Origin of the sequence: Sneathiella sp. (assembly GCF_029233945.1) — a bacterium.
Lineage (GTDB): Bacteria > Pseudomonadota > Alphaproteobacteria > Sneathiellales > Sneathiellaceae > Sneathiella.
Genome location: NZ_JARGOQ010000036.1, coordinates 1 through 26,356 on the forward strand (window position 1 = coordinate 1; position 26,356 = coordinate 26,356).

Below are 26,356 nucleotides of genomic sequence, written 5' to 3' on the forward strand. Positions count from 1 at the left end.
GAGTATGATGACGGCGGTGTCGGCGAGATTTTCATCGATATGCATAAGGAAGGCGCCGCCTTTCGCAGCCTGATGAATAATTTCGCAATCGCCATCTCCATCGGACTGCAATATGGTGTCCCGCTTGAGGAATTCGTTGAGGCTTATACCTTCACCCGGTTTGAGCCATCGGGCATCGTGGAAGGCAATGACGCCATCAAGATGTCGACCTCGATCCTTGACTACCTCTTCCGGGAGTTAGCCATCTCCTACCTTGGCCGGAATGATCTGGCGCATGTCGCCCTTGATGATCTGCATAGTGACAGCCTCGGGACCGGCGATGATCAGGCAAAAATCACCGAGGACGAATATTCTGAGAATAGAGCCGCCATCAACAATGTAATCAACCTTGCCTCGACAGGATACGTCCGCGCCAATAATTTCGAGGTGCTGCAAGGCGGCCTTTCCGCAATGGCGGCGAATGTCGGTCAGGGCGAGGTTAGCGCCGCCGCCGCGAGTGTCAGCGCGTCGGGTGCAGTTGCCGCCAGCGTATCGGTTGGCGGCGGGACACCCGGCGGCCCCGACAAGCTAAGCCGTGCAATGGAAGCCCGCATGAAGGGCTATGAGGGGGACAGCTGCGGTGAATGCGGTAACTTCACCCTCGTTCGCAACGGGACCTGCATGAAATGCGATACCTGTGGCGGCACCAGCGGATGTTCGTAAATATCTTTGTAATTCAGTTGCTTGATTAGTTTTGTAAATCTGGCAGGTCAGGAGTTTTGTCGCGTAACCAGTAGAGTACAAGAGTAGTGTAACCAGTAGTGTAAAGCGTAAATTTACGTTGAGTAAGGGTTGGAAAGTGTTGTGCTGCAGCACTTTCAGGATTGCTAAACCTATTTGTCTTACTCCCTAAGATAAAGAGCATGTCTCCGGAGGCATGCTCTTTTTTTAGGACCAGCTTGTCGCGAAACCTTTGCGTTTCAGGTTTTTCGTAATCGAGCGGGATTTCCGTTTTGTCTCAATTTCCGGCTGCGGCTTGCCGAAATACCAGCCCTGACCATAATTGACGCCCAGGACATTGAGGACATGAAGCTGTTCCTTCGTTTCCACCATTTCGGCAATGGTGCCGATGTCCAGCTCCTGACAGAGACGTGACAGCGCCTTCAAGATTGCCGCGTCGCGCTTGTTGGTCAGCACTTCCTTGATATAGGTGCCGTCGATCTTGATATAATCGACCGTCATGGCGCGGATATACTGAAAGGATGCCGAACCCGACCCCATATCATCGAGGCTGATTTCCATGCCCGTGGAGCGTAAGGTCTGGATGATTTTTTCCGCCCGTTGCAGGTCCTTGATCCGGCTGGTTTCGGTAACTTCCAGCCCGATATGCTCGCGAATTTCATCGTTATCTTCGTAAAGAGCGAGAAGGCTGTCGATGAAAATATCCGATTCAAGGGAGTATCCGGAAATATTGATCGCCAGTTTTGGCAGGACATCACCGCGTTTCTGGTATTCCAGCAGCTTGTCCTTGACCTTCTGGGCGACCCCGAGGTCGAGATCCTGGATGATGCCCGTCTCCTCGGCGAAAACAACCGTCTCATAGGGAGATTCCCCGTCCTTGAAACGGGAAAGCACCTCATAATGATGTGTTTCCTTGTCCGCGATCTTCACGATCGGCTGATAAACCAGCTTGAATTTGTAGTTCTGGAAAACGGATTTCAGTGCCAGCATCCGGCTCATCGTTTTTTCGAGGCGGTTATCCATCCCCTCGGCCAGCGATTTGATGTCGAACTCTTCCGTATCGCTGTCCACGAAGCGGTTAATCACATACATCAACGCCTGCGTCGCATTATTTGCGGAAAGCTGTCCTTTCGAGAGGTCAACCGTGCTTCTTAGCATCGAAACACTACCTTTCGGGTCGGCTTCGCTTGCAAGGGAGGATATTTTTTCTTCAAGAATTTTGCCATCGACGGACGGACTGTGCATCAGTCCATATTTATTGCTATCAAGCCGCCCGGCGAAATCCCCGCCTAAGGAATAACGCCGCAAAATAACCCCGATTTTATCAAGGAAATTGGACATTTCATCATCGCCGACATTTTCCTGCATAATGGACAGGCCGTTCAGGCGAAGGAGTGTGAGTTCTGTCCGCTGTCCTGCGTCTGCGGCTATTGTCACCTGCTGATCGGCGAGTTTCATGAAATCCTGCCGATCGAGAAGGCCCGTTTCACCGTCGCGGTATTCTGTGTTTGAACGGGTGGCTCCCATGCTGGAAACATTGAGGGCAAGAAAGACATGCCCGTGATTTCGGGGCAGCTTGCAGGCGCCGACGATGGCCGAGACTTTGGTCTTTTCCATGCGCGCGACGACAGGGGTAATGCGATCCCCCTCCTTCATGGTATCGAGGATATGGGAGAGCACGCCTTTATCCTGCTGCGCGATCAGCTCGACAAAGGGCATCCCCTTGAGGTCTGCCATCTCTACACCAGTCAGCCCTTTTGCCGCGCCGGAGGCGAAAATAACGATCCCGTTATTATCCAGTTCGATCAGCAAATCCGCCGCAGCGAACGAGAAGGCAACGAACCGCTCCTTCTCCGTCCGCAGATTTTCTAGTTTATTGTCGTCAGTCACCTTGCAGCCTTTTGGTTAATTCCCGGTAACATTAACCGTTGATTTATTAACAAATCAGAAAAATGGCTGAAAATTACGCAAAAAAACCCGCGACATGGCGGGTTTCTTCTCGCGCCTCCAGACGGGAGGGCTATTCTTCCGTTTTCGGCTGCGGCATTACCGTGCGGATATGCAGCTCCCGCAGGTTTTTCAAGGGAACTTCCGCCGGAGCCTGCATCATCAGGTCCTGCGCCTGCTGGTTCATCGGGAACAGGATCACTTCGCGGATGTTCGGCTCATCGGCGAGCAGCATGACGATGCGGTCCACACCCGGGGCAATGCCGCCATGGGGCGGCGCGCCATAGCGGAAGGCGTTCAGCATGCCACCGAAGCGATCTTCCACGACTTCTGCCTCATATCCCGCAATCTCGAAGGCCTTCATCATGATATCAGGGCGATGGTTCCGGATCGCGCCCGAGGACAGCTCGATCCCGTTGCAGACGATGTCATACTGATATCCCTTAATATCGAGCGGGTCCATGGTTTCCAGCGCCTCAAGACCGCCCTGCGGCATTGAGAACGGGTTATGACTGAAATCGATTTTCTTTTCGGTTTCGTCATATTCGAACATCGGAAAATCAATAACCCAGCAGAAGCGGAAGACGTTCTTCTCGGACACATCCAGTTCTTCGCCGATGCGCACCCGCGCCTTGCCGGCGATATCGGCAGCCCCTGCCGCCTTGTCGCAGGCAAAGAAGACGGCATCCCCCTCGCCCACGCCGGTGATTTCGCGGATTTTCGCAATCCGGTCTTCATCGAGGTTTTTCGCGATAGGTCCCTTCGCCTCACCATCCTTGAAGATGATATAGCCAAGGCCGCCGGCCCCTTCTTTGCGGGCCCAGTCGTTCATCTTGTCATAGAAGCTGCGCGGGCGATCGGCGGCCCCCGGCGCGGGAATGGCCCGGACGACCGAGCCTTTTTCGATATTTTTCACAAACAACCCGAAGCCAGAGCCGGTAAAGGGCTCGGTCGCATCGCTGATGATAATCGGGTTGCGCAAATCCGGCTTGTCCGTGCCGTATTTCAGCATGGCCTCATCGAACGGAATCCGCTCGAACGGGGTGACAACCTTGCGATCTCCTGCAAATTTCTGGAATACCTGGGTCAGGACCGGCTCGACCGCGGCGAAAACGTCTTCCTGGGTCACGAAGGCCATCTCGATATCGAGCTGGTAGAATTCTCCCGGGCTGCGGTCTGCGCGGGCATCTTCATCGCGGAAACAGGGCGCAATCTGGAAATAGCGATCAAAGCCCGACATCATGATCAGCTGCTTGAACTGCTGCGGCGCCTGCGGCAGGGCATAGAACTGACCCGGATGGAGGCGGCTCGGCACGAGAAAGTCACGCGCGCCCTCGGGAGAGGAGGCCGTCAGGATGGGTGTCTGGAATTCCTGAAAGCCCTGCCCCACCATCTGATTACGCAACTCGGCGATGATGTTGGAGCGCAGCACAATATTCTGATGCAGCCGGTCGCGGCGCAAATCAAGATAACGATGACGCAGCCGGATATCTTCCGGATACTCCTGCTCCCCAAAGACGGGCATGGGAAGTTCTTCCGCCGCGGATTGCAGCGCGAATTCCTCGATATCCACTTCGACCGCCCCGGTTGGCAGGTTTGAATTAACCGTTTCCGCGCTCCGGGCCACCACTTTCCCCGTGATCGTGATGACACTCTCGGAACGGAGGCCTTCCACCGCCTCGAAATTGGCGACATCATGCTCAATCACGCATTGGGTAATGCCGTAATGATCGCGCAGATCGACAAACAGCAGATTGCCGTGATCGCGCTTGCGATGAACCCAGCCAGACAGCCGGACGGTTTTGCCAACATCACTCTCGCGCAGTTCCGCGCAAGTATGGGTTCGGTAGCTATGCATCGATACTCTCTTAAAATCTTCGGGCCCGTCTTGAGCCGCGTTTAACAATGAGCGCCTGTATTACATGGTTTTTCGCCCGTCGCCAACCTTCCTTTATCGAGAAATATGGGCTATCTTACCAACAATAGAGCTTTGCAATAGAACAAGTCGCGTTTGGGTGCCCCCGGGCGTATTTTGTTGGGAAAGGGCACATAAGTGCAATGCAGATAATAACAACAACGACAGACCTTGAAGAACTGGTAACACGGTTCGAAAAATACCCCTATTTCACGATCGATACGGAGTTTTTGCGCGAAAGTACCTTTTGGCCGATCCTTTGTCTGGTTCAGCTCGCGACCGATGATGAATCGGCCATTCTTGACCCGATGGCCGACGGGATTGACCTCGCCCCCCTCTTTCGCCTGCTGCAAAACAAGGACGTGCTGAAAGTCTTCCACGCAGGCCGGCAGGATCTTGAAATTTTTCATCATCTCAATGGCGAGGTGCCGGAGCCGATTTTTGACACACAAGTCGCAGCGATGGTCTGCGGGTTTGGCGAATCCGTGGGCTACGATACGCTGGTCTCCAAGATCACCGGTAAAGGTATCGATAAATCCTCGCGCTTCACCGACTGGTCGCGCCGCCCTCTCTCCGACCGGCAGCTCACCTATGCCGAAGCGGACGTCACTCATCTTCGGGATGTGTATAAATTCCTCGCGAACAAACTGAAAGAACGGGGCCGCGAGGAATGGGTGACGTCGGAAATGGAAATCCTGCGCGCGCCGGAAACCTATTTTATTCCGCCGATGGAGGCCTGGCAGCGGATCAAGGCGCGCAACAGCAACCCGAAATTTCTCGGCATCCTGCAGGCGGTCGCCGCCTGGCGGGAGGAGCAGGCTCACCGTCAGGATATTCCGCGCAACCGGGTCCTCCGGGATGAGGCGTTGCTTGAGATATCCTCTAATCCCCCGAACAACCCCGAGGCACTTTCTCATGTCCGGGGGATCGGCAAAAAATTTGTCGATGGCCATATGGGGCGCGGGTTACTGGAGGCAGTGGAAACGGGCACCAAGTTGCCGGCAGATCAGCGGCCAACACCGAAAAAGAAAGCCCCTCCATCAAAGGGAATTGGACCGCTGATGGAGCTGTTACGGGTTCTTCTTAAACTCAGATGTGAAGAGAATGAGGTGGCGCAAAAACTCATCTGTAATATGACCGACCTTGAAAAGATTGCCGCCGAGGACGAGGCGGATGTTCCCGCGCTTAAAGGCTGGCGCCGTCGGGTCTTCGGTGACGACGCCCTGAAGCTCAAAAATGGCGAGATTGCCCTCTCCTCCGAGGGCGGAAAAATCAAGATTATTGATCTGGCATAATTTCGATCGCGGCTTCAAGATCGAGATTGGCGGCGAGTGCCTCGAACTGATTGGCCACATGATGCCCGACGAGCGCCGAAAGTGCCGCTGGAATTCTCAATGTTATGGCCGTTCGGGAAATCTCCAGCCGGGTCTGGGAGAGAATGCCAATCGTTCCGCCGCTTAACGTATGCGAAAGCCGGAGCGCGAGACCAACGGTAAGCGCGTTTTTCGCCTCCTCATCGGAGAGCAGGCGCAGGCTGTCATCGGTGGCGGGGCCGGAAAAATCGCCTTTATAGCGGGCATAAACGGAAAGCGAGACCATGGCCCGACCGCGATGGCTGATGCCATTAAAGGGCGCCCGGAATATCCGCCGGAAGGCCTGGGCGGCGCGATAGTCGGAGTTCGCCCACCAGGCAATATCGGAAAGCGTCGCCGCAGCCAGGGCCAGGCGTTTCCCGTTGTCGTCAACATTCCCCATCAGATCATGGAGCCAGGCGAAAATTTCCTCTCCATGCTCGGCGAAGCGGCCCTCAGCTGCGGCCATGTCACGGCAGGCATCGAGGAGCGGGTCGCGGCGGCGGACGGATTTTTTAAGCTCGGAAAACAGCATCCCTTCCCGCAGACCGTTGCCGGAGAAAATGACATTCTTTGGCTCCGTCATCGTCATCAATTCCTGCATAATGATCGCGGCGGTATGCATGGTGTTGGCGCGGGATTTGGGGATTCCGTTGGCGGCATTGAGGTCCTGGATCGTCATGCCGAGGATTTCGTCCAACAGCTCGGTCATCTGCTCCGCGCTCAAACGATAGCTATGGATGATATTCAGCGGATGACCGGTCTTGATGATGTGATATCGGGCCAGAACACGCCAAGCGCCGCCCACGGCATAGAAATCCTGCGCGGACATCTCTTCGAGCCAATCTGCCTTGGCAAATTTCTTGTTGATGAATTTGCGTAGCTTTTTCTCCGGCATATCCATATAGGAAAGCCGCAGTGCGCCTAATGGGAGCGTTGCCGTTTCATGGATATGAAAATCGGAAATTTGCACCAGTTCCAGACTACCGCCACCCAAGTCCCCGGCGAGGCCATTGGCCTGCGGGATGCCGGAAAGAACCCCGAGACCGGAATAACGCGCCTCCTGCCGACCGCTCAGCACCTGGACATTGAGATCGCATTGCTGCTCGATTTCCGAGACAAATTCAGAGCCGTTTTCCGCCTCGCGTACGGCCGCCGTTGCGGCGACCATCACCCGGTCAATGCCCATATGGTGGACAAGCGCGGCATAACGACGAAGCGCCCCAAGGGCATCCTCCATCGCCTTGTCGCCAAGGCGGCCCGTCGTGCCCAGCTCCTTGCCGAGACCGCAGAGGACTTTTTCATTAAATTTGGGAAGTGGTACCCGCTGGGGCCCATCAAATACAACCAACCGGACCGAGTTCGATCCGATATCAATAACAGCAGTAGACCGATCCGACAGTTTGACCGCTGGATCCAGCTCTCTATCCCGATCTTCCATAAAACCCTAACACCTGGAATACGAAAACCAATTTCCCTAGCTTGGTGGTACAAGCTTGGGTACAGGTTCCTTTACAAGTAAAGCCTTGCCGCGTCCAGATAAAGACGGGTTTGTCATGAAATAATTATGGGCCGAGAAGGGTTCTCCGTCGGCGGAAATACGCTCATACTCCCCGTTTTCCAGGAGTTTCCAGCTTTGCTGATTGTCTTTGAGGCACACTACCATGATCTGGTCGAGAACCTGTCGGTGGATTGTCTCATTGGTGACCGGGAGAAGGGTTTCCACCCGCCGGTCAAAGCTGCGCTGCATCCAGTCGGCCGATGAAATAAAGACTTTTGCCTTGTCGGAGGGCATTTTATGGCCATTGCCGAAACAGACGATCCGGGAATGCTCAAGAAACCGGCCGACAATGCTTGTCACCTGGATATTTTCCGACAAACCCTTGATATTGGGGCGCAGGCAGCAGATACCGCGAATGACGAGGCGGATATCAACCCCGGCGTTGCTGGCCTTGTACAGCGCATCGATAATGGTCGGATCGACGAGGGAATTGAGCTTGGCCCAGATTGCCGCCGGCCGACCGGCCTTTGCATGCTCGACTTCCTCCTCGATCATCTGCATCAGTGAATTGCGCAGGCTGTAGGGAGACAGCGTCAGTTTTTCGAGTCCCTTCGGCTTGGCATATCCGGTTACATAGTTGAACATCAAGGTCACATCCGTCGCGAGCTGCGGATCGGTCGTGAACATCGAGAGGTCGGAATAGATCGTTGCGGTGATCGGGTGATAGTTGCCGGTCCCGAAATGCATATAGGTTTTAAGGTCCTGCCCCTCCCGCCGGACGACAACGGAGACTTTCGAGTGGGTCTTCAGGTCAATAAAGCCATAGATCACCTGCGCCCCTGCCCGTTCCAGATCGCGTGCCCAGCGGATGTTCGCTTCCTCGTCAAAGCGGGCCTTGAGCTCGATCAGGGCGGTGACGGACTTGCCCGATTCCGCCGCCTCGATCAGCGCCTTGATCACCGGGGAATTGGTGGAGGTCCGATAGAGCGTATGCTTGATCGCCACCACGTCCGGGTCCGCCGCAGCCTGCCGCAGGAACTGGACGACGACATCAAAGCTTTCATAAGGATGATGGACGATAAAGTCCTTGTTGCTGATGGCCGAAAAAATATCACCACCCGCATCCCGCACCCGCTCCGGATAGCGGGGGGTGTAGGGCTTGAAACAAAGCTCGGGCCGCTCCGCCGTGATCAGTTTCGAGGTATCGGCAAGGCCCAACAGGCCATCACTGATAATCAGCGCGCGCTCGTCAAGGTCGAGCTCCTTGATCAGGTAGTCGACAAACTGCTGCGGCATTTCCTTGTCGACCTTGAGGCGGATCACGCTGCCCCGGCGACGGCGTTTCAGCGCGGTTTCAAAGAGCCGGACCAGATCTTCCGCCTCTTCCTCGACCTCCATATCGCTGTCACGCACGATGCGGAAAATACCTTTGTTGGCAACCTCGTATCCCGGAAAGAGATGATCGAGGAACAGCATCACGATATTTTCAAGGCTGATAAAGCGGATTTTCGATCCCGGCAGGCGGATAAACCGGTCAAGGGCTTGCGGCAGCAACAGAAGAGCCTTCAGGTTGCGCTCTGATTCTTTGCGCACAAGCTCCAGGAACAGGCCGAAGCCGAGATTCTGGATGAACGGAAACGGATGCGCCGGATCAAGCGCCATTGGCGTCAGCACGGGGTAAATCTGCCGCTTGAAATAATCTTCAAGCCAGACCCGTTCCTGCTTGGTGAGTTCCTTCGGGCCGAGAACATAGACCCCTTCCTGACGCAGCTCCTTGGTCAGGCGATTCCATTGCAAAGTCTGCTCGGCCATCAGGCTGTTGGCCTTGCGGTCCACTTCCTCCAGCTGTTGCGCCGGGGTGAGGCCGTCATCGCTGAGCGTCTTGATATTGGCCTTGATCTGGCCCCAGAGACCGGCAACACGCACCATATAGAACTCATCAAGGTTCGCCGCCGAGATCGACAAAAAACGAAGACGTTCAAACAACGGATGAGCGGTATTCACCGACTCCTCCAGCACCCGCCAGTTAAACGACAGCCAGGAAAGCTCCCGGTTGAGGAAGCGTTCCGGGCTGCTGAGAAGGTCTGACGGCGCGGCGTCCGTTATTTCAATATTTGTCGACATATTTAGCTCTGTTCCATTCGCGACGATTGTTCACAATGAAAGATATAGGTCTAACATCAACAAATTATGACAAAAGACATGTTTTATCAGTGTTTTTTCATCGTTTCACGTATCGCGGACGGTTCACTTAACTTTTGTCCATGTCTGCGTTTTGCAAAACATCAGGACGCATCCCTTCACATCCAGGGTGGTCGGGTTCACCAGGGTCAGGGAGGAGGAATAGGTCTTGCCGTCTTCAGGATTGTAAATCGTGCCATCATCCCACTCATTCTCGCCGTCCGGCTCAAAGCCGTTGAGCAGCTCCAGCCCGAGAATTTTCCGTCCCCGAAGTTCCGGATTTTCATTTTTCATATCGGTTTTATCGAGCTTAAACACTGTCTGCGGTTCCTTCAGCCAGACAATTTTTCCGCAGAACTTGTCCCCGCAAGGTTCTATTTTTACGCGGCTTTTCCCCTCTACCGTGGACCAGACGCCCGTGATGTCGGCCCGCGCGGGTGAGGTAATGAACAAAAGACTAGCGAGCAGGCTTATGGAAATAAAAGTTTTTCGCATATTACTTACCTAAGATTGGTTGCAGGCGTTACAATGTACCCGGGAATGCACCGCCATCCAATAATATATTCTGGCCCGTAATATAGCCGGCCTTGTCACTGCAAAGAAAAGCACAGGCCGCGCCGAATTCCTCCGCCGTGCCGAAGCGTCCGGCAGGATTTCCGGCGGCGCGTTCTTTGCGGATATCCTCAATCGGTCGTCCGCTTGATTTTGAAACGGCGTCAAAATTACCGCGCAGGCGGTCGGTATCGAACGGCCCGGGCAGCAGGCCATTGATGGTGACATTATCGATCACCGTCTTGCGGGCGATCCCGGCGACGAATCCGGTCAGTCCTGCCCGCGCCCCGTTGGAAAGGCCGAGTATATCGATCGGCGCCTTCACCGCGCTTGAGGTGATATTGATGATCCGGCCGAATTTACGCGCGCGCATCCCGTCAACGGTCGCCTTGATCAGCTCGATCGGAGTCAGCATATTGGCGTTCAGGGCCTTCTGCCAGTCATCGAGTGTCCAGTCATGAAAATCACCGGTCGGCGGTCCTCCGGCATTATTGATCAGGATGTCCGGCTCGGGACAGGCCGCGAGCACCTCCGCGCGGCCTTCCGGAGAGGTGATATCGCCGGCAATCGCCTTCACCTCCACCGGGGAATTCGCGCGAATATGATCGGCGGTTTCCTCCAATGTGCCTTGGGTCCTGGCTGTAATCACCAGATTGACGCCTTCTGCGGCCAAAGCCTCCGCACAGCCGCGGCCAAGCCCCTTGCTGGAGGCGCAGACAATCGCCCATTTCCCTGAAATTCCCAGATCCATTTTCTTATCCTTGTTCTTCCTTGAAGACGTCGCGGAGCAGCGAAATCGTTATTTTTCGTTTTTTGGCGAGGGCGCTCTTGTCGAGGAGCCTGACGAAGCGCCGGGCCTCGGCAAAGGACCGCTCCAGCCGTTGCGTAATATACTGGACGACATCCGGTGTCACGGCAAGCTGCCTGTCGGAAAAAAGCTTGACGACAAGCGCCGCAAACAGCGCGTCGTCCGGCTCATGAATACGGGCGACGGGGATTGTCCCAAGACGGGAGGACAGATCCTTGAGTGCTACGTTCCATGCGGACGGAACTGTCGCCGTAGTCATCAGCAGGCTGCCGCCCTTCTCCTGTACCAGGTTAAAAAGATGGAGCAACGCCTCCTCATTCATTCCCGGCCCGGCATTTTCAACGACAAGCGGATGACCTGCAATCTTGCTGATTTCCTCAATGTCGAGATGGCCAAGCTTTTCGGCATTGATAACCCGGGCACCTGTCCCTGTTTGCCAGACATGGGCAAGGTGGGTTTTGCCCGCGCCGACTGGACCAACCAGAAGCAGGGACCGCATCGGCCAGTCGGGCCATTTATCAATCCAGGCGACCGCATCCTCATTTGCCGGAGTGACGAGAAAATCCTCCCGTCCCGTGGCCGCGCGAAACTCAAAATTCATTGGAATTTGAGAGGGTTGCATTTTAGCTCTCAGATTTATCATCAGGATTTGTCGGCGTGGGAGGCGGCGCGCTGTAAAGCGGACTTTGCAGATACTGGTCGATAGCAAACCGGCTAAGGACGCCAATCACGGCGGCCATGGGAACGGCGATCAGGACACCGACAAAGCCGAACAGGCTGCCGCCCGCGAGCAGGCCGAACATGACCCAGACCGGATGCAGGCCGACTTTTTCCCCGACCAGATTGGGAACGAGAACATATCCCTCCAGTATCTGGCCGACGATGAAGATACCGATGACAACACCGATAAGGATATAGTCGGGCCAGAACTGCACCAGCGCCACCCCGGCCGAGGCGATAAAGCCGATAATCGCGCCAACGAAGGGAATAAAGGAGATCAGGCCGGTTACAACCCCGATGACAAATCCGAATTCCAGCCCGGTAAACATCAGGGCAACCCCGTAGTAGACCGCAAGCAGCAGGCAGACCGTCGATTGTCCGCGCACAAACCCGGCCAGGACATCGTCAATTTTCCGGGCCAGCTTCCGGATTTGTTCTGCGTTCTTCTTCGGAAGCCAACTGTCGATCCGCTCAACGATACGGTCCCAGTCCCGAAGGAGATAAAAGGCAACAACCGGGGATATGACCAGAAGCATGATCATATTCACCACAGCAAGCCCGCCGCCGACAATATTTTCTGAAAGTGCGGCCAGCTTCTTCATCAGCTCGCCTATATATTGCCCAACTGTTTCGTTGAATTGCGCGTTCTGTTGCCAGTCAGGAACATCGATAAAACGGTCGATGAAAGGCATTAAAAAGCTTCGGATATTTTCATAATATCCCGGCATATGGTTCATCAGGCCGAGTATCTGGTCGATCATGATGGGCACAAATATGATGAGGGCCAGGTTCACAAAAATCAGGAAGAGACCAATGATAAGGGCGGTGGCTGCTGTCCGGCTGAGGCCTGCGTTCTCCAACCGGTCCGCGACGGGATCAAGAAAATAGGCGACCGCCATGCCAAGGACGAACGGCAGCAGGATATCGCTGAGCAGAATCAGAAAAAGGATAAAGGCGACAAGGGCGATGGCCCAAAACCTCATCTGTTGCTTTAACGTCATGGATTTTACGCCCTCTCGCTATTTTGTTGTGACCATTGCAGGATATAGGCGAGGCCCGACAACACCGTCGTCGCCGCGACGATATAGACGAAGAACTCGATAGCCTCCGCATAGCCTGTCTCGAGCCCCTTGTCCCCCAGCACGATCGCCGCGAGGCTGATCTGGCAGAAGGTATTGAGCTTGCTCAGCTTTGACGGCACGATGGTGACATTCAGCTCCAACAGGAATGTCAGGAGTATCGCCCCGACAATCAGGATATCGCGGCTCACCACCAGAATGACAAGCCAGCTTTGTAAATCCTCCTGTATCCCCAGCGTCACATAGATCGAGACCAGCAATATTTTATCCGCCAGCGGATCCAGATAGGTGCCGAGCGGGGTGACCAGATTGAACTGCTTGGCGATCAGGCCGTCAAGCGCGTCAGACGCCCCCGCCAGCAAAAACGTAATAAAGGCGGCATACATCTGGTTGGCGAGGATCAGCCAGACAATAACCGGAACCATGATCATCCGGATCAATGTAATCGTGTTGGGGATATTCAAAACCGTTACCAAACCCTGCTGTATCAAATAAACTCAACGCCTTGGGCATCTATTTTTGATTGAGCGTCCAATAGCCGCCCTGATCCGCGAGCGCAAGGTCCTGCTGGTCAAGCGCCGCAATGAGCTGATCTGTTCCACCGACAAAGGTGATATACCAGAAGGCCTTGCTGACGCTGAGGTCCTTAATCGCCGTCGCGCTGACAGCGGAAAGGCCCTTAACCTTGTCCTGCAGCGCGAGCCAGTCCGGCAGGCTGGAAATAGAGGTGGTGACGGCGAGGGTATTCTCAATGCTGAAATCAAGAACATTCTGCCGTTTCCATTCCTCCTGCATGCGTCCCAGCAGATCGAAGATGACGCTCTGCATCAGTCCCTCCTCATCCTCGCTCCCTTTATAGGTTTGCAAGGTCGCGGGCTCTGTCTGGCCGACCACATTCCGCGTCACATCCAGGAGCAAGGTGCCGTCCGTATCGGTGCGCAGGCTCGCGCTGATGATGTCAATCTCCGCCGCGCCATAGTCCTTTCGCAGCTTTTCAAGGGCCACCGTGTCCATATTGAGCGCCTGACGGGCGTCGATGGCTTTCATATCCTCAAGACTGCCAGACGGGACAATCACCGGGCGCAGGAGCCGTTGGGCCCAGTCATCACGGAGGTTGTACGGCTCCTGTGGGCGCAATCCATAATCAATGATATCCACCCAGACCGTCCGCCAGGGATTGGGATAATCCCAGAGATAAGCACGGTCCTCGACCAGAAAGACCGGCAGGACAAGGATCGGCTTGCCGAAGGATTCGGAAAAAGGCAGCATATTCAGGCGCAGCAGCTTGCGGATATCGTCGCGCTTGAACTCATAGGTCAGGTCGGCAAGATACCGCTTCGCCGAGGTGCGCTCGTTCGAGACCTGGAAAGAGGCGACCATCGGCGTGATGGCGGCATCATCCAGAACCGGCAGGCTGGCATAATATGGCGCCGGCACCAGACGGCGCAACAGGGTCTCAAAGGCGCGTTTCTGCCCGTTTCGCACGGCAATCGTGCGCGCCGCCGCGGCAGAGGATGCCGATTCATCCACGGCAATATCCCGCACCACGTAGAAATTATCCGCCGCATGGCTTGCAGAAATACTGCCCGCCAGACAGCAAATGGCGATTGCCAAGGCGAAAAGGCGCGAAAAGATTGGATTTAGCTGTGTATCCGTCATTGCAAACCACTGGAAAAAAAGTATGTTGGCCCGATCATAGTCATAAACTCGGGTGCAGCATAACTTATGAACAGCGATAGCTCCAAAAAAAGTTACAGCTACAAGGATGCAGGCGTCGATATTGTGGCCGGAAACTCACTGGTTGAGGCCATAAAGCCCCTCGCGGCCGCCACCAAAAGGTCGGGTGCAGACGCGGATTTGGGCGGTTTCGGCGCTATATTTGATCCGAAAGCGGCAGGTTTCAAGGACCCCCTCCTTATTTCCGCGACCGATGGCGTTGGCACCAAGCTAAAAATCGCCATTGATATGAACCGCCATGACACCGTCGGCATCGATCTGGTGGCCATGTGTGTGAATGATCTGGTGGTGCAAGGGGCGGAACCGCTCTTTTTCCTCGATTACTTCGCGACGGGCGGACTTGATGTGAGCGCGGCGCGGGATATTGTTGCCGGGATTGCCGACGGCTGCAAACAGGCGGGCTGCGCGCTTATTGGCGGGGAAACGGCGGAAATGCCGGGCATGTATGCCAAGGGGGATTATGATCTCGCGGGCTTTACCGTCGGCGCGGTGGAACGCGATCAGCTCCTGAAGGCCGATAACCTCAATGACGGGGATATGCTGCTCGGTCTTGCCTCCTCCGGGTTACACTCGAACGGCTTTTCGCTGGTTCGACGGATTGTTGCGGATTTCAATCTCGATTACGCGGCCCCGGCCCCGTTTGATTCTGATGTGACGCTGGGTGATGCCCTGATTGAACCCACACGGATTTATGTCAAAAGCTGCCTTGAAGCAGTGCGCGCCGGCCATATCCGCGCGCTCTCCCATATTACCGGCGGCGGTCTTTATGAAAATATCCCCCGCGTGTTGCCGAAAAACCTGGCGGCGGAGATTGACGCATCAAGCTGGTCCCTGCCCCCGCTCTTTAAATGGCTTGGTGATCTTGGCAATATTAAGCCACGTGAGCTTGCCACGACCTTTAACTGCGGGCTTGGCATGGTTGTTATCGTCCCTGCCGATAAAGCCGATGCGGCGAAAGAGATGCTGACGGCGGCGGGCGAGACGGTTTACCGGATTGGCAAGCTGGTAATGCGCGAAGAGAATGCGGAGCAGGTCATCATCAATGGGCTGGAAGAAAATTGGCAAAGCTGAAAGTCGCGGTTTTTATCTCGTCACGCGGGACCAATATGCAATCGCTCGTCCGGGCGTGCCAGACGCCGGACTTCCCAGCCGAGATTGTCTGCGTGCTGTCCAACAACCTCGAAGCGGCGGGGCTGAAATTTGCGGCCGAGCACAGTATTCCGACCCGTACCATCGATCACCGTGATTTTGGTGGTCGGGAGGAGTTCGAGGCGGAAATCACCAGCTATCTCACGGATCTCGATATCGATCTGATCTGTCTTGCGGGATTTATGCGGCTGCTGACGGCGGATTTCGTCAATCGCTGGCGTGATCGGATCCTCAATATCCACCCGTCCCTGCTGCCCGCGTTCAAGGGGCTGCATGTGCATGAGCGGGCCATCGAATCCGGGGCTCGTTTTACCGGCTGCACGGTTCATTACGTCCGCCCGGAGATGGATGACGGGCCGATCATCGCGCAGGCCGCCGTGCCCATCCTGCAAGACGATACGTCCGACAGCCTCGCCCTCCGCATTCTGGAGCAGGAGCATAAAATCTATCCGCTGGCGCTGAAGCTGGTCGCGGAAAACCGGGTGAAAATTCATGGCTCCCGCGTGATTATCGAGCGGGCCGACGAACAACCTGACTCTCTTCTCAATCCGACGCTTGAAAATTTCTGAAATGCTTGTATTTATTGTTCATTAAATCAACCTGAAGATTTCGCGTGAAATATGGATGAGGGACGGTTATGACATTTAGATCTTGTGCGCAGTACGCTCTTATGGCGATCCTGCTTGTTCTGGCCGCGTGTGACGACAAGAACGATACCGTGAATATCGGGGCGATTTACAACCTGACAGGCGGTTTAAGCTCGCTCGGCATTCCCTCATCGGAAGGGGCGGCGCTTGCGGTGGATGTACTGAACGATCGCGGCGGTATTCTCGACAGGGAAGTCAATCTTGTCCTTGTTGACGGCGAAACCAATGTTGAGGTTATTCCGCAAAAAACGCAGGACCTTATTGATAAAACAACAAATATGCCGGTGATTATCGGCATGACGGGCACAGATTCGGCCTTGGCGGCGGCGCGTGTTGCGGCCCAAAATAAACGGGTTTTTATTACCTCGGGCGCGACCTCCCCCTTGCTGCCGTCGGAGGTGCCGGAATATCTGTTTCTCGCCTGCTATGGCGACAATGTGCAGGCCGCTGCGGCGGCCGAATGGGCTATTTCGGACCTGAAGGTCGGAACCGCGGCGGTTCTTTATAAATCCGACATGACCTACACCAAACTGATCCGGAAATATTTCGAAGAGGATTTTCAGGAAAAGGGCGGCAAGATCGTTTTCAGTCAAGGATACACGGCGGATACCCTCGCCGACGTGATTGCCGAGCTCCCTGTTGCCGATCTTATCTATTTTGCCGCCTCCCCCGATGAAGTGATTTCCGGCATTACGGCGATCCGCGCAACGGGCTACGAAGGGCCAATCGCCAGCGGTGACGGGTTTGACATTGATGAAAACTGGGACAAGCTTCCGACAGAAAGCAATTCCTTCTTCACCACCCATGCCGACGTTAGTGCCGACAATACGAACCCGGAGATGATTGCCTTCCGCAAGGCCTTTGCCGACAAATACCCGGATGAAGAGCCAAGCGCCTTCTCGGCCCTGGCGTATGATGCGGTTATGCTCGTGGCGGCAGCGGCCGAAAAGGCGGGGTCGCTTGACGTGAATGCGATGCGCGACGCCTTATCCACATTGCAGGACTATAAGGGGCTGACAGGAACTATTTCCTATGAGAATGGCAGCCGCATCCCGGTCAAGTCCGTGGCTTTGTTCAAGGTGCAGGATGGAAAGGAAGTTTTTGTCCGTGAATTCATGCCGGACAATGTTCCTGCGCCCTGATTTACTCTGTGCGCATTGCATGGTTGCGGAATGATCAGTTTGCGATAGACTCGAGCCCATGACGGGAGAAATCAAAAAAGTCATCGCTGACCGGCGCAATATCGATACCTTCAAGCTGGCCCTGCACCGCACCGAGCTTGCCAACCGGCGTACCCTGATGGCCTATGTAAGGACGGCCATTGCCCTTGCGGCCACGTCCTTCGCGTTGATCAAGCTGGTTGACGATAAATGGCTGACCGCCTTGGGCTGGGGTCTTCTACCAATCACCGCGATTGTCCTTGTGGTCGGTTTTACCGACTATCACCGGGTCAGAAAATCCATTAATGATGAAAAGCATGACGGCGGGCTGTAGCGTCGCCTCATGCATAAAAAAAGCCGGAGGCTTGAGGCGCTCCGGCTTTTGATTGGGGTCTCAGTGATTAGCGAGAGTAGAACTCGACGATCAGGTTTGGTTCCATCATCACCGGATAGGGCACATCGGACAATTTCGGGATCGCATTGAAGGTTCCCTTCATCGCCTTGTGGTCAACGTCGATATATTCCGGGATATCCCGCTCCGGGCTGTCGGCGGCTTCAAGGACCAGTGCCATCTGCTTTGATTTTTCGCGAACTTCAACAACGTCGCCGGGCTTCACCTGGTAAGAGGCGATATTGACCTTCTTGCCATTGACCATGACATGGCCGTGGTTGACGAACTGGCGCGCCGCGAAAACAGTCGGCACAAATTTCATGCGGTAGACAACCGCGTCAAGGCGCCGCTCCAGCAGGCCGATGAGGTTTTCCGATGTATCGCCTTTAAGACGGGTCGCTTCCGCATACAGGCGGCGGAAGCCTTTCTCTGTGATATTGCCGTAATAGCCTTTGAGTTTCTGTTTCGCGCGGAGATGGATACCAAAGTCGGAGATTTTACCCCGGCGGCCCTGACCATGCTGGCCCGGTCCATATTCGCGGCGGTTAACAGGGCTTTTCGGACGGCCCCAGAGGTTCTCGCCCATACGGCGATCGATTTTGTATTTCGCTTGAATGCGTTTGCTCATTTACTTGATCCAGTTTTTAATTTCAGGAAAAAGGCATGCCGACGAGGCTTGCACAAGGCGCGCATAATAGGTTTTAAGCGCCTGTTGTCAATCCATTTTGGACTATTTTTTCTATTCCAGCCCGTCAATGAAGCCGAGAATTTCTGCCGCAACGGTTTCCGGCGCTTCGTGGGTTACCCAATGGCTCACACCGGGGAGCATTTTAACGGTGACATTATCGATGAATTTCTCGATTCCCTCGATGTTTTCTTTGACTAGCGCATGATCCGCTTCCCCCCAGAGGATCAGCGTCGGCACATGCACCTTGAACTTTTCGGGATCGAGGCCGGAGCCCTTGCCCTTCGTCTCTTCCGTTGCCGGAACCAACGGCGATGCGCGGTAATAATTCAGCATCGCCGTCATTGCGCCCGGCTGCGCCCACGCTGCGCGGTAGGCGTTGATATCGTCTTCCGTCATCTGGCCATTTTTGAGGTGATCGCGGAAGGTCCAGTCGAGCAGCCAGCCCGCATTGTCTTTCAGCATTTCCGCCTCGACACCGGCATTCTGGAAATAGGCCATATACTGGCTATGCCTGATTTGTTCGTCATTATTGTTGAGCAGTTCGGCGAAGATATAGGGATGCGGGCCATTCATGACAATCAGGCCCTTGATCCGCTCCGGATGCGCAATCGCGACCGCATAGGCGATGGCCACGCCCCAGTCATGGGCGACAAGATAGAATTTCTCCTGCCCTAACTGATCCGCGAGCCCGATTACATCTTCAATCAGGGGGCGGATACGATAGGATTTTACGCCTTCGGGCTTGTCGGAGAGGTTGTAGCCGCGCATATCCGGCGCGACCGCGTGGTACTTCTTGCCGACCACGGGAAGCTGATCTTTCCAGCAGTACCAGAATTCCGGAAAACCATGGAGCAGGAGGACGAGTTCTTCGTTTTCCGCGCCGCATTCCGCATAGTGAAGCTCGATATCGCCTATGCGGGCGCGTTTATGACTTATCGCCGTCATTTTTCTTGTCCTTCACCTTCATGGTCAGGCCCTTGATGATCCCCTGAAAGGCCCGCACATCTGATTCCATCAGGCCCAGCCGCTGAAACATATTGCGCATATTCTGCAAGATAACCTGCTTGCGCTGCAGGATCGGGTCAAAAAAGCCCCGTGCGTCCAGTTCCGTTTCGATCCTCTCGAACAGATAGGCGAGTTCCGCCTTGTTGGCCGGGCGTTCCTCGTTATTAATCCGGACGGGAGGCGTCTCATCGCCCGCCTGAAACCATTCATAGCCCACCAGCAGGACGGCCTGCGCCAGGTTGATGGAGGAAAAATCGGGATTGAGCGGCACCGAGATGATGCTGTCGGCGAGGGTTACATCCTCTTTCGAAAGGCCGACGCTCTCCTTGCCGAACAGGATGCCGGTCGCGGTCCCCGATGCGGCATGGCTGCGAAGTTCCGCCCCGGCGGCGCGGGGGGTGGCGATTTTCTTGATCACGTCGCGCGGGCGGGCCGTGGTCGCATAGACATGCTGCAGATCGGCAATGGCCTCCGACGTGGTCGCGAACACCCGGGCGTTGTCGAGCACGATACCGGCGCCGGACGCCATGGCGACGGCCTTGTCATTGGGCCAGCCATCGCGGGGCGCGACAAGGCGGAGGTCGGTCAGGCCGAAATTCAGCATGGCGCGTGCCGCCGCGCCGATATTCTCACCCATTTGCGGCTCAATCAGAATTATGGCGGGCATGGGAATGTCCGTCATCGGCGGATTACTTGCCACCCGCCGGGGCACCCTCGCAATAGAGCTTGTAGGTGATGCTGTCGATCAGCGCGGCGAAGGACGCATCGACAATATTCGGCGATACCCCGACCGTAAACCAGCGTTTGTTGGACTTGTCGGTGCTTTCGATCAACACCCGGGTCACGGCTTCCGTGCCCGACGTGAGGATACGCACCTTGAAATCGACAAGGCGGAGATCGTCGATATAGTCGGAATATTTGCCCAAATCTTTTCGAAGCGCCGCATCGAGTGCATTGACCGGGCCGTTCCCCTCACCGACGGAAAGATAACGCTCGCCGTCGATGATCAGCTTGACCACCGCATCGGAGACGGTGAGCAGTTCGCCCCTGGCGTTATGACGCCGCTCGACCGACACACGGAAACTCTCGACATTGAAATATTTAGGCACCTGGCCCAAGCGCCGCCGGGCCATCAGCTCGAAACTCGCGAGCGCGCCGTCATAGGAGAAGCCCTCGAACTCGCGCTCCTTCACTTCTTCCAGCAGGCGGTTGATCTTCGGGTCCTTTGGATCAAAATCAAGGCCGAAATCGCGGAGCTGGGCGATGATGTTGGAACGTCCGGCCTGATTGGACACCGGCAGATGCCGCTGGTTACCAACGAGGTTCGGCTCGACATGTTCGTAGGTTTTGGGATCCTTCTCCACCGCCGAGACATGCAGGCCGCCCTTATGGGCGAAGGCGGAAGCGCCAACGTAGGCCTGATGCCGGTTGGGGGAGCGGTTGAGGATTTCATCCAGGAGGCGCGAGACCGGCGTCACTGCCTTCAGCCCCTCCTCCGTGATCCCCGTATCGACGAGTGATTTATAAGGTTCCTTCAGGACCAGCGACGGGATCAGCGAGATGATGTTGGCGTTGCCGCAGCGCTCCCCTAACCCATTGAGCGTGCCCTGCACCTGCCGCACACCGGCCTTTACCGCCATCAGCGTATTGGCGACGGCGTTCTCGGTGTCGTTATGGGTATGGATGCCGAGATGGCTGCCGGGGATATGTTTTGTTATCTCCCCCACGATCCGTTCCACCTCATCGGGGAGCGTGCCGCCGTTGGTATCGCAGAGCACGACCCATCGCGCACCGGCGTTATAGGCCGCCATGAGGCATTTGAGCGTGAATTCCGGGTTGGATTTGTAGCCGTCAAAGAAATGCTCGGCGTCATACATCGCCTCCCGTCCCTGACGGACGATCTCCTCGATGCTGTCGGCGATGAGTTCAATGTTTTCCTCAAGCGGAATACCGAGCGCGACATCGACCTGAAAGGCCGAGCTTTTGCCGACGATGCAGACGGCGGGGGTCTTGGCATCGAGAATTTCGCTGAGGCCCGGATCGTTGGAAACACTGCGACCGGGACGACGGGTCATGCCGAAAGCGGTGAGCGTTGCCTGTTTCAGCGCGGGCGGATTGGCGAAAAAAGCGGTGTCGCCGGGGTTCGCGCCGGGCCAGCCGCCCTCGATATAATCAATGCCGAGCCCGTCGAGCGCCTTCGCAATATTCGTCTTATCCTCGACACTGAAATCCACGCCCTGCGTCTGCGCGCCATCGCGCAGCGTTGTGTCAAAAAGATAAAGTCTCTCGCGTTCCATTACGCCCTCTTCCATGTGGTGCCGCCCGGCCCGTCTTCGAGGACGATCCCTTCGGCCTTCAAGTTATCGCGGATTTCATCTGCCCGCTTGTAGTTTTTCTGCTTCTTTGTCTCATCGCGCTCGGCGATTAATGCTTCAATATTTTCTTTTGAAATTACAGATGTAAGTACCGGTGATCCAAGCTCTGATCTTGCTTCAATTGATTCTGCCTTTAAATGATGAACAGTTATACTTTGGAACCATTCTTTAGGTGATTTATCCAATAAGCCCAAAAGGTGACCGGAGCCAAGCAATTGTCCCTTAATGCGAGCTTTCTCTGCCGCATTCGACGCCTTGTTGGCCTCCCCGGCGAGGGCATAGAGTTCGGTCAGGGCCTGCGGAGAGTTAAGATCATCCTCAAGCGCCGCGATCACCTCCGCTGCAGGTTCGATCGAACCCGCCTCGACGTCCTCCAGATGCTTGAGCGCATTATAGAGCCGGTCAAGGTTCGCTTTTGCGCGTGTCACCCCTTCCGCCGTCCAGTCGAGCGGCTGGCGGTAATGGGCGCTCAGCATATTGAGGCGGATGGCCTCGCCCGGGGCCTCTTCCAGGACATCCTGTACGGTGCGGAAATTACCGAGGGACTTCGACATCTTGTCGCCCTCGACGGTGAGGAAGCCGTTATGCACCCAGTAGCGGGCAAATTCCGCGCCGTCATGGGCGCAGCAGCTTTGCGCCACTTCATTCTCATGATGCGGAAAGATCAGGTCGCGCCCGCCGCCATGGATATCAAAGGTGATGCCGAGGGTCGCCTCGCTCATGACCGAGCATTCGATATGCCAGCCCGGCCGTCCGCGCCCGAAGGGGCTGTCCCATCCCGGCATGTCATCGGTGGAAGGTTTCCAGAGCACGAAATCGGCGGGGTCTTTCTTATACGGGGCCACCTCGACCCGCGCGCCCGCAATCATGTCGTCGCGGTTACGACCCGAGAGCTTGCCGTAATCTGCCATGCTGGTGACATCGAAGAGGACATGGCCCTCCGCCTCATAGGCATGGCCCTTCTCGATCAGTGTGGAGATCATCCTAATCATGCCGTCGATATGCTCGGTCGCGCGCGGCTCAATCATCTTGAAATTACCATTACCAAGCTCTATTGCGCTCGGTTCTTGATTTGCTTTCAAGGCATTTAGCTCATCCATATCTTCATGGAATGCTGCGGTTGTGCGGGCGGTGAGCTTATCGATATTCTCGTCGTTCTTCGCTGCTGCTTCGATGATTTTGTCATCTACATCGGTAATATTGCGCACATAGGTTACTTCGTAGCCGAGATGGCATAGCAGCCGTGCCAGCACATCGAAAATCACGACGGGGCGCGCATTGCCGATATGGGCACGGTCATAGACCGTCGGCCCGCAGACATACATCCCGACCTTGCCCGGCTCCATGGGCACAAATTCTTCCTTCTTGCGATGGGCGGTATTGTAGAGATGCAGGGTCACAATTCTTCCTTAAACTCAGTCGGCGGTCGTGTTCAGGCGCGCGAGTATATTTTCCCGGCCGATCAGGGGCAACAGATTGTTCATCTCCGGCCCGTGCGGCTGTCCGGTGAGCGCGAGGCGGAGCGGCATGAAAAGCGCCTTGCCCTTCGCGCCAGTCTTCTCCTTCACCGCCGTTGTCCAGGCTTTCCAGGTCTCATTCGTGATCTCGCCGTCGGGCAGTTCCGCCGCCGCGCTTTTAAGGAAATCTGCATCCTCAATCACCGGGGTCATCGGTCCCGTGACCACGTGCCACCAGTCTCTGGCGTCGGCAAGTTTGGTGAGATTGCCGCGAACGGCGAGCCAGAAAGCCTCACCCGCGCCCTCAAGCGAAAGCCGGTCCTTCACTTCCGCCCAATCTGTCTCATGTAAGAGCTTGGCGTTCAAGTTCGTCAGCTCCGCCGGATCGAATTTCGCCGCCGCGCGGCTGAAATGCGTTATATCGAACCCGGTAACGATCTCCTTCAACGAATGGCGGATCTCGACATTATCGGAACTGCCGAGGCGCGCCAGCAGGCTATTCAGCGCCATGGCCTCGATGCCATTTTCGCGCATCTCGCGCAGGCTCTGGCTGCCTTCCCGTTTTGATAGTGGCCCGCCATCCGGCCCGGTCAGAAGCGGAATATGACCAAATATGGGAACATTTGCACCAAGGGCCTCGAATATCTGGATATGCAGCGCGGTGTTGCTGACATGATCCTCACCGCGGATGACATGGGTAATACCAAAATCGATATCATCAACGACGGACGGCATATGATAAAGCGGTCGGCCGTCCGAACGGATCAGCACCGGGTCCGACATGCTCGCGCCATCGACCTCGACGGGTCCGCGCACCATATCCTCCCAGCGGATGACAAGCTGATCGAGCTTGAACCGCCAATGGGGTTTGCGTCCCTCCGCCTCGAAAGCGGCGACCTCATCTTCGGTCAACTCAAGTGCGGCGCGGTCATAGATAGGCGGGAGCTTGCGGGCAAGCTGGCGTTTGCGTTTATAGTCGAGTTCCTCCCCCGTCTCATAGCAGGGGTAGAGCCGTCCTGCGGCTTTCAGCGTCTCGAACGCAGCCGTATAGGCGGCGCTCCGGTCTGACTGTTTCTTGAGATCCGACCAGTCAAGGCCAAGCCATTTGAGGTCTTCCTGAATGGCGAGCGCATATTCCTCGGTCGAACGTTCCGCGTCGGTGTCATCGAGACGCAGGATCATCTCCCCGCCCTCTTTTGCGGCGGAGAGCCAGTTGATCAGGGCAAGGCGGGCGTTGCCGACATGCAGATATCCCGTAGGGCTCGGCGCAAATCGTAGTTTGATCATTATCGCTTGTCTCTGAAGGCGTTGGTAATCGGATAGCGCCGGTCGCGGCCGAAACTCCGGGTAGAAATCTTGACACCGGGCGGGGCCTGACGGCGTTTATATTCGGCGATATAGAGCAGGTTCTGGATACGGGCAATGGTGTGGGGGTCAAACCCGGCCTCGACCAGTTCCGCGAAGGAGCTCTCCTCCTCCACCAGCCCATGGAGGATGCCGTCCAGAATCTCATAGGGCGGCAGGCTGTCTTCGTCCTTCTGGTCTTCGCGAAGTTCCGCCGTCGGCGGCTTGGTGATCACATTTTGCGGCATCACCGGACCCGGCGCGCCCTTGAAGAGCGGGGAGAAATTTTTATTGCGCCAGTCCGACAGCTTGAAGCAGGTGATCTTGTAGACATCCTTCAGCACCGAATAGCCGCCGCACATATCGCCATAGAGCGTGGCGTAACCGACGGACATTTCCGACTTGTTGCCGGTGGTCAGCACCATATGCCCAAGCTTGTTGGAGAGCGCCATCAGGGTCATGCCGCGAATACGCGACTGGATATTTTCCTCCGTGATATCCGGCTCCAGCCCGGCGAAAGGTTCGCTCAGCATCTGATCAAAGGCCTCAACTGCGGGTACAATCGAAATGGTATCGAGTTTGGCATTCAATAGCCGCGCGCATTCCGCCGCATCATCAAGGCTTTCGGTTGAGGTGTATTTCGACGGCATCATGACGCAATGGACCCGCTCGGCCCCCAGGGCATCGACGGCAACGGCGGCGCTCAAGGCACTGTCGATCCCGCCGGACAGGCCGAGCACAACGCCCGGAAAGCGGTTCTTCTCCACATAGTCCTTCAGGCCCAACACCATCGCGTGATAGATCCGCTCCAGATCGTTACCGGGGTCAGTCAGTTCCTCGGTTTCGCATTTCCAGCTTCCATCCTCCTGACGCCGCCAGTCGGTCACGACCAGGTTCTCTTTCCAGCCCGGCATCTGAACAGTGAGCGACCGGTCGGCATTCATCACGAAGGAGGCGCCGTCAAAGACAAGCTCATCCTGCCCGCCGATCTGGTTCAGATAGATCAGCGGCAGGCCCGTCTCCGTCACCCGATGGACCGCGTGATTGAGCCGCTCGTCAGACTTCATGTGATCATAGGGGCTTCCGTTCGGGACGATCAACATCTCCGCGCCGGTCTCGGCCAGGCATTCAGCAGCTTCTGGGAACCACATATCCTCGCAAATCATGACACCCAGGCGCACGCCCTTGAACGGGATTGGCCCGGGAAGCGGTCCGGCATCGAATATCCGCACTTCATCGAAAACGCCGTAGTTCGGCAGATTGTTCTTGAACCGGCGGGCGGAGATTTTCCCCTCCTCCAGCAGGCAGACGGCGTTATAGAGCTTGCCCTCCTCCACCAGAGGGGCGGTCATCAGCATGGCAGGTCCGCCATCGAGGGTCAGCTCCGCGAGTTCCTCCATCGCCTTTTGCACGGCACGCTGAAAGGCTGGCTTCTCAACCAGATCCTCCGGCGGGTAACCGGTCAGGAAAAGTTCCGGATAGACAACGATATCCGCCCCGAGGGATTCCGCCTCTTCGCGAAAGGCCCGGGCGAGCGTAACATTCCCGTCAATATTCCCAAGCGTCGGGTTTGCCTGCGCCAATGCAATTTTTAAATGATCAGTCATGACGGATTTTTACCCCGCCTT

At 55.9% G+C, this 26,356-nt stretch carries 22 protein-coding genes and 1 pseudogene; 6 read left to right on the plus strand and 17 right to left on the minus strand.

Going from position 1 to position 26,356, the window contains the following annotated elements; genetic code table 11:
- Nucleotides 1-702 (plus strand): annotated as a pseudogene (locus P1U71_RS12265) (vitamin B12-dependent ribonucleotide reductase); the annotation flags it as partial.
- Nucleotides 703-927: 225 nt separating this feature from the next.
- Here P1U71_RS12265 and P1U71_RS12270 read toward each other — a convergent pair.
- Both P1U71_RS12270 and aspS read right to left on the minus strand, forming a co-directional pair.
- Nucleotides 928-2,610 (minus strand): EAL domain-containing protein, encoded by a 1,683-nt coding sequence (locus P1U71_RS12270; RefSeq protein ID WP_301105896.1) that lies wholly within the window; start codon nucleotides 2,608-2,610, stop codon nucleotides 928-930.
- A 130-nt stretch (nucleotides 2,611-2,740) separates the two neighbouring features.
- A complete protein-coding gene (aspS, locus tag P1U71_RS12275) occupies nucleotides 2,741-4,525 on the minus strand; it encodes an aspartate--tRNA ligase (protein ID WP_301105897.1) in 1,785 nt (594 codons plus the stop codon).
- Nucleotides 4,526-4,725: 200 nt separating this feature from the next.
- On the opposite strand from aspS, the gene rnd reads away from it, so the two are divergent.
- The gene (gene rnd, locus P1U71_RS12280; RefSeq protein ID WP_301105898.1) at nucleotides 4,726-5,877 is read left to right on the plus strand and encodes a ribonuclease D; all 1,152 of its coding nucleotides are present in this window, start codon (nucleotides 4,726-4,728) and stop codon (nucleotides 5,875-5,877) included.
- Here rnd and P1U71_RS12285 read toward each other — a convergent pair.
- The 8 genes from P1U71_RS12285 to P1U71_RS12320 all read right to left on the minus strand — a co-directional run bounded on the left by P1U71_RS12285 (nucleotide 5,861) and on the right by P1U71_RS12320 (nucleotide 14,434).
- Nucleotides 5,861-7,375, minus strand: coding sequence for a Ppx/GppA family phosphatase (locus P1U71_RS12285; RefSeq protein WP_301105899.1), 1,515 nt, complete (start codon nucleotides 7,373-7,375; stop codon nucleotides 5,861-5,863). The genes rnd and P1U71_RS12285 overlap by 17 nt on opposite strands.
- A gap of 36 nt (nucleotides 7,376-7,411) precedes the next feature.
- Nucleotides 7,412-9,559, minus strand: a complete 2,148-nt coding sequence (locus tag P1U71_RS12290; protein WP_301105900.1) for an RNA degradosome polyphosphate kinase — start codon at nucleotides 9,557-9,559, stop codon at nucleotides 7,412-7,414.
- 123 nt (nucleotides 9,560-9,682) lie between these two features.
- Nucleotides 9,683-10,111 (minus strand): DUF2147 domain-containing protein, encoded by a 429-nt coding sequence (locus P1U71_RS12295; protein ID WP_301105901.1) that lies wholly within the window; start codon nucleotides 10,109-10,111, stop codon nucleotides 9,683-9,685.
- A 28-nt stretch (nucleotides 10,112-10,139) separates the two neighbouring features.
- On the minus strand, nucleotides 10,140-10,919 hold the full coding sequence (locus P1U71_RS12300) for an SDR family oxidoreductase (protein WP_301105902.1): 780 nt from the start codon (nucleotides 10,917-10,919) through the stop codon (nucleotides 10,140-10,142).
- A 4-nt stretch (nucleotides 10,920-10,923) separates the two neighbouring features.
- The gene (locus P1U71_RS12305) at nucleotides 10,924-11,598 is read right to left on the minus strand and encodes a DnaA/Hda family protein (protein WP_301105903.1); all 675 of its coding nucleotides are present in this window, start codon (nucleotides 11,596-11,598) and stop codon (nucleotides 10,924-10,926) included.
- A 1-nt stretch (nucleotide 11,599) separates the two neighbouring features.
- A complete protein-coding gene (locus P1U71_RS12310; RefSeq protein ID WP_301105904.1) occupies nucleotides 11,600-12,697 on the minus strand; it encodes an AI-2E family transporter in 1,098 nt (365 codons plus the stop codon).
- Nucleotides 12,698-12,702: 5 nt separating this feature from the next.
- Nucleotides 12,703-13,266: a CDP-alcohol phosphatidyltransferase family protein gene (locus tag P1U71_RS12315; RefSeq protein ID WP_301105905.1), complete on the minus strand. Its 564-nt coding sequence runs from the start codon at nucleotides 13,264-13,266 to the stop codon at nucleotides 12,703-12,705.
- 22 nt (nucleotides 13,267-13,288) lie between these two features.
- Nucleotides 13,289-14,434, minus strand: coding sequence for a DUF2066 domain-containing protein (locus P1U71_RS12320; RefSeq protein WP_301105906.1), 1,146 nt, complete (start codon nucleotides 14,432-14,434; stop codon nucleotides 13,289-13,291).
- A 66-nt stretch (nucleotides 14,435-14,500) separates the two neighbouring features.
- Here P1U71_RS12320 and purM point away from each other — a divergent pair, with 66 nt between their 5' ends.
- The 4 genes from purM to P1U71_RS12340 all read left to right on the plus strand — a co-directional run bounded on the left by purM (nucleotide 14,501) and on the right by P1U71_RS12340 (nucleotide 17,802).
- On the plus strand, nucleotides 14,501-15,583 hold the full coding sequence (gene purM / locus P1U71_RS12325; RefSeq protein ID WP_301105907.1) for a phosphoribosylformylglycinamidine cyclo-ligase: 1,083 nt from the start codon (nucleotides 14,501-14,503) through the stop codon (nucleotides 15,581-15,583).
- A complete protein-coding gene (gene purN, locus P1U71_RS12330) occupies nucleotides 15,571-16,230 on the plus strand; it encodes a phosphoribosylglycinamide formyltransferase (protein WP_301105908.1) in 660 nt (219 codons plus the stop codon). The genes purM and purN overlap by 13 nt, the downstream gene beginning before the upstream one ends.
- A 68-nt stretch (nucleotides 16,231-16,298) precedes the next feature.
- Complete coding sequence (locus P1U71_RS12335) at nucleotides 16,299-17,450, plus strand: ABC transporter substrate-binding protein (RefSeq protein ID WP_301105909.1); 1,152 nt, start codon at nucleotides 16,299-16,301, stop codon at nucleotides 17,448-17,450.
- Between the two features lie 58 nt (nucleotides 17,451-17,508).
- On the plus strand, nucleotides 17,509-17,802 hold the full coding sequence (locus P1U71_RS12340) for a DUF202 domain-containing protein (protein ID WP_301105910.1): 294 nt from the start codon (nucleotides 17,509-17,511) through the stop codon (nucleotides 17,800-17,802).
- Between the two features lie 67 nt (nucleotides 17,803-17,869).
- On the opposite strand, the gene rpsD is transcribed toward P1U71_RS12340, so the two are convergent.
- The 7 genes from rpsD to P1U71_RS12375 form a co-directional block, all read right to left on the minus strand.
- Complete coding sequence (gene rpsD / locus P1U71_RS12345) at nucleotides 17,870-18,487, minus strand: 30S ribosomal protein S4 (protein WP_301105911.1); 618 nt, start codon at nucleotides 18,485-18,487, stop codon at nucleotides 17,870-17,872.
- A 111-nt stretch (nucleotides 18,488-18,598) separates the two neighbouring features.
- Nucleotides 18,599-19,492, minus strand: coding sequence for an alpha/beta hydrolase (locus tag P1U71_RS12350; protein WP_301105912.1), 894 nt, complete (start codon nucleotides 19,490-19,492; stop codon nucleotides 18,599-18,601).
- Nucleotides 19,473-20,219 (minus strand): RNA methyltransferase, encoded by a 747-nt coding sequence (locus P1U71_RS12355; protein ID WP_301105914.1) that lies wholly within the window; start codon nucleotides 20,217-20,219, stop codon nucleotides 19,473-19,475. Before P1U71_RS12355 ends, P1U71_RS12350 begins: the two co-directional genes overlap by 20 nt.
- A gap of 22 nt (nucleotides 20,220-20,241) precedes the next feature.
- The gene (gene cimA, locus P1U71_RS12360) at nucleotides 20,242-21,849 is read right to left on the minus strand and encodes a citramalate synthase (RefSeq protein ID WP_301105915.1); all 1,608 of its coding nucleotides are present in this window, start codon (nucleotides 21,847-21,849) and stop codon (nucleotides 20,242-20,244) included.
- A complete protein-coding gene (gene cysS / locus P1U71_RS12365; RefSeq protein ID WP_301105916.1) occupies nucleotides 21,849-23,327 on the minus strand; it encodes a cysteine--tRNA ligase in 1,479 nt (492 codons plus the stop codon). Before cysS ends, cimA begins: the two co-directional genes overlap by 1 nt.
- Nucleotides 23,328-23,342: 15 nt before the next feature.
- Nucleotides 23,343-24,671 carry a glutamate--tRNA ligase gene (gene gltX, locus P1U71_RS12370; protein WP_301105917.1) on the minus strand — a complete coding sequence of 443 codons (1,329 nt, stop codon included), beginning with the start codon at nucleotides 24,669-24,671 and terminating at the stop codon, nucleotides 23,343-23,345.
- Nucleotides 24,671-26,335, minus strand: coding sequence for an NAD+ synthase (locus P1U71_RS12375; RefSeq protein WP_301105918.1), 1,665 nt, complete (start codon nucleotides 26,333-26,335; stop codon nucleotides 24,671-24,673). The genes gltX and P1U71_RS12375 overlap by 1 nt, the downstream gene beginning before the upstream one ends.
- Nucleotides 26,336-26,356 lie beyond the last annotated feature (21 nt).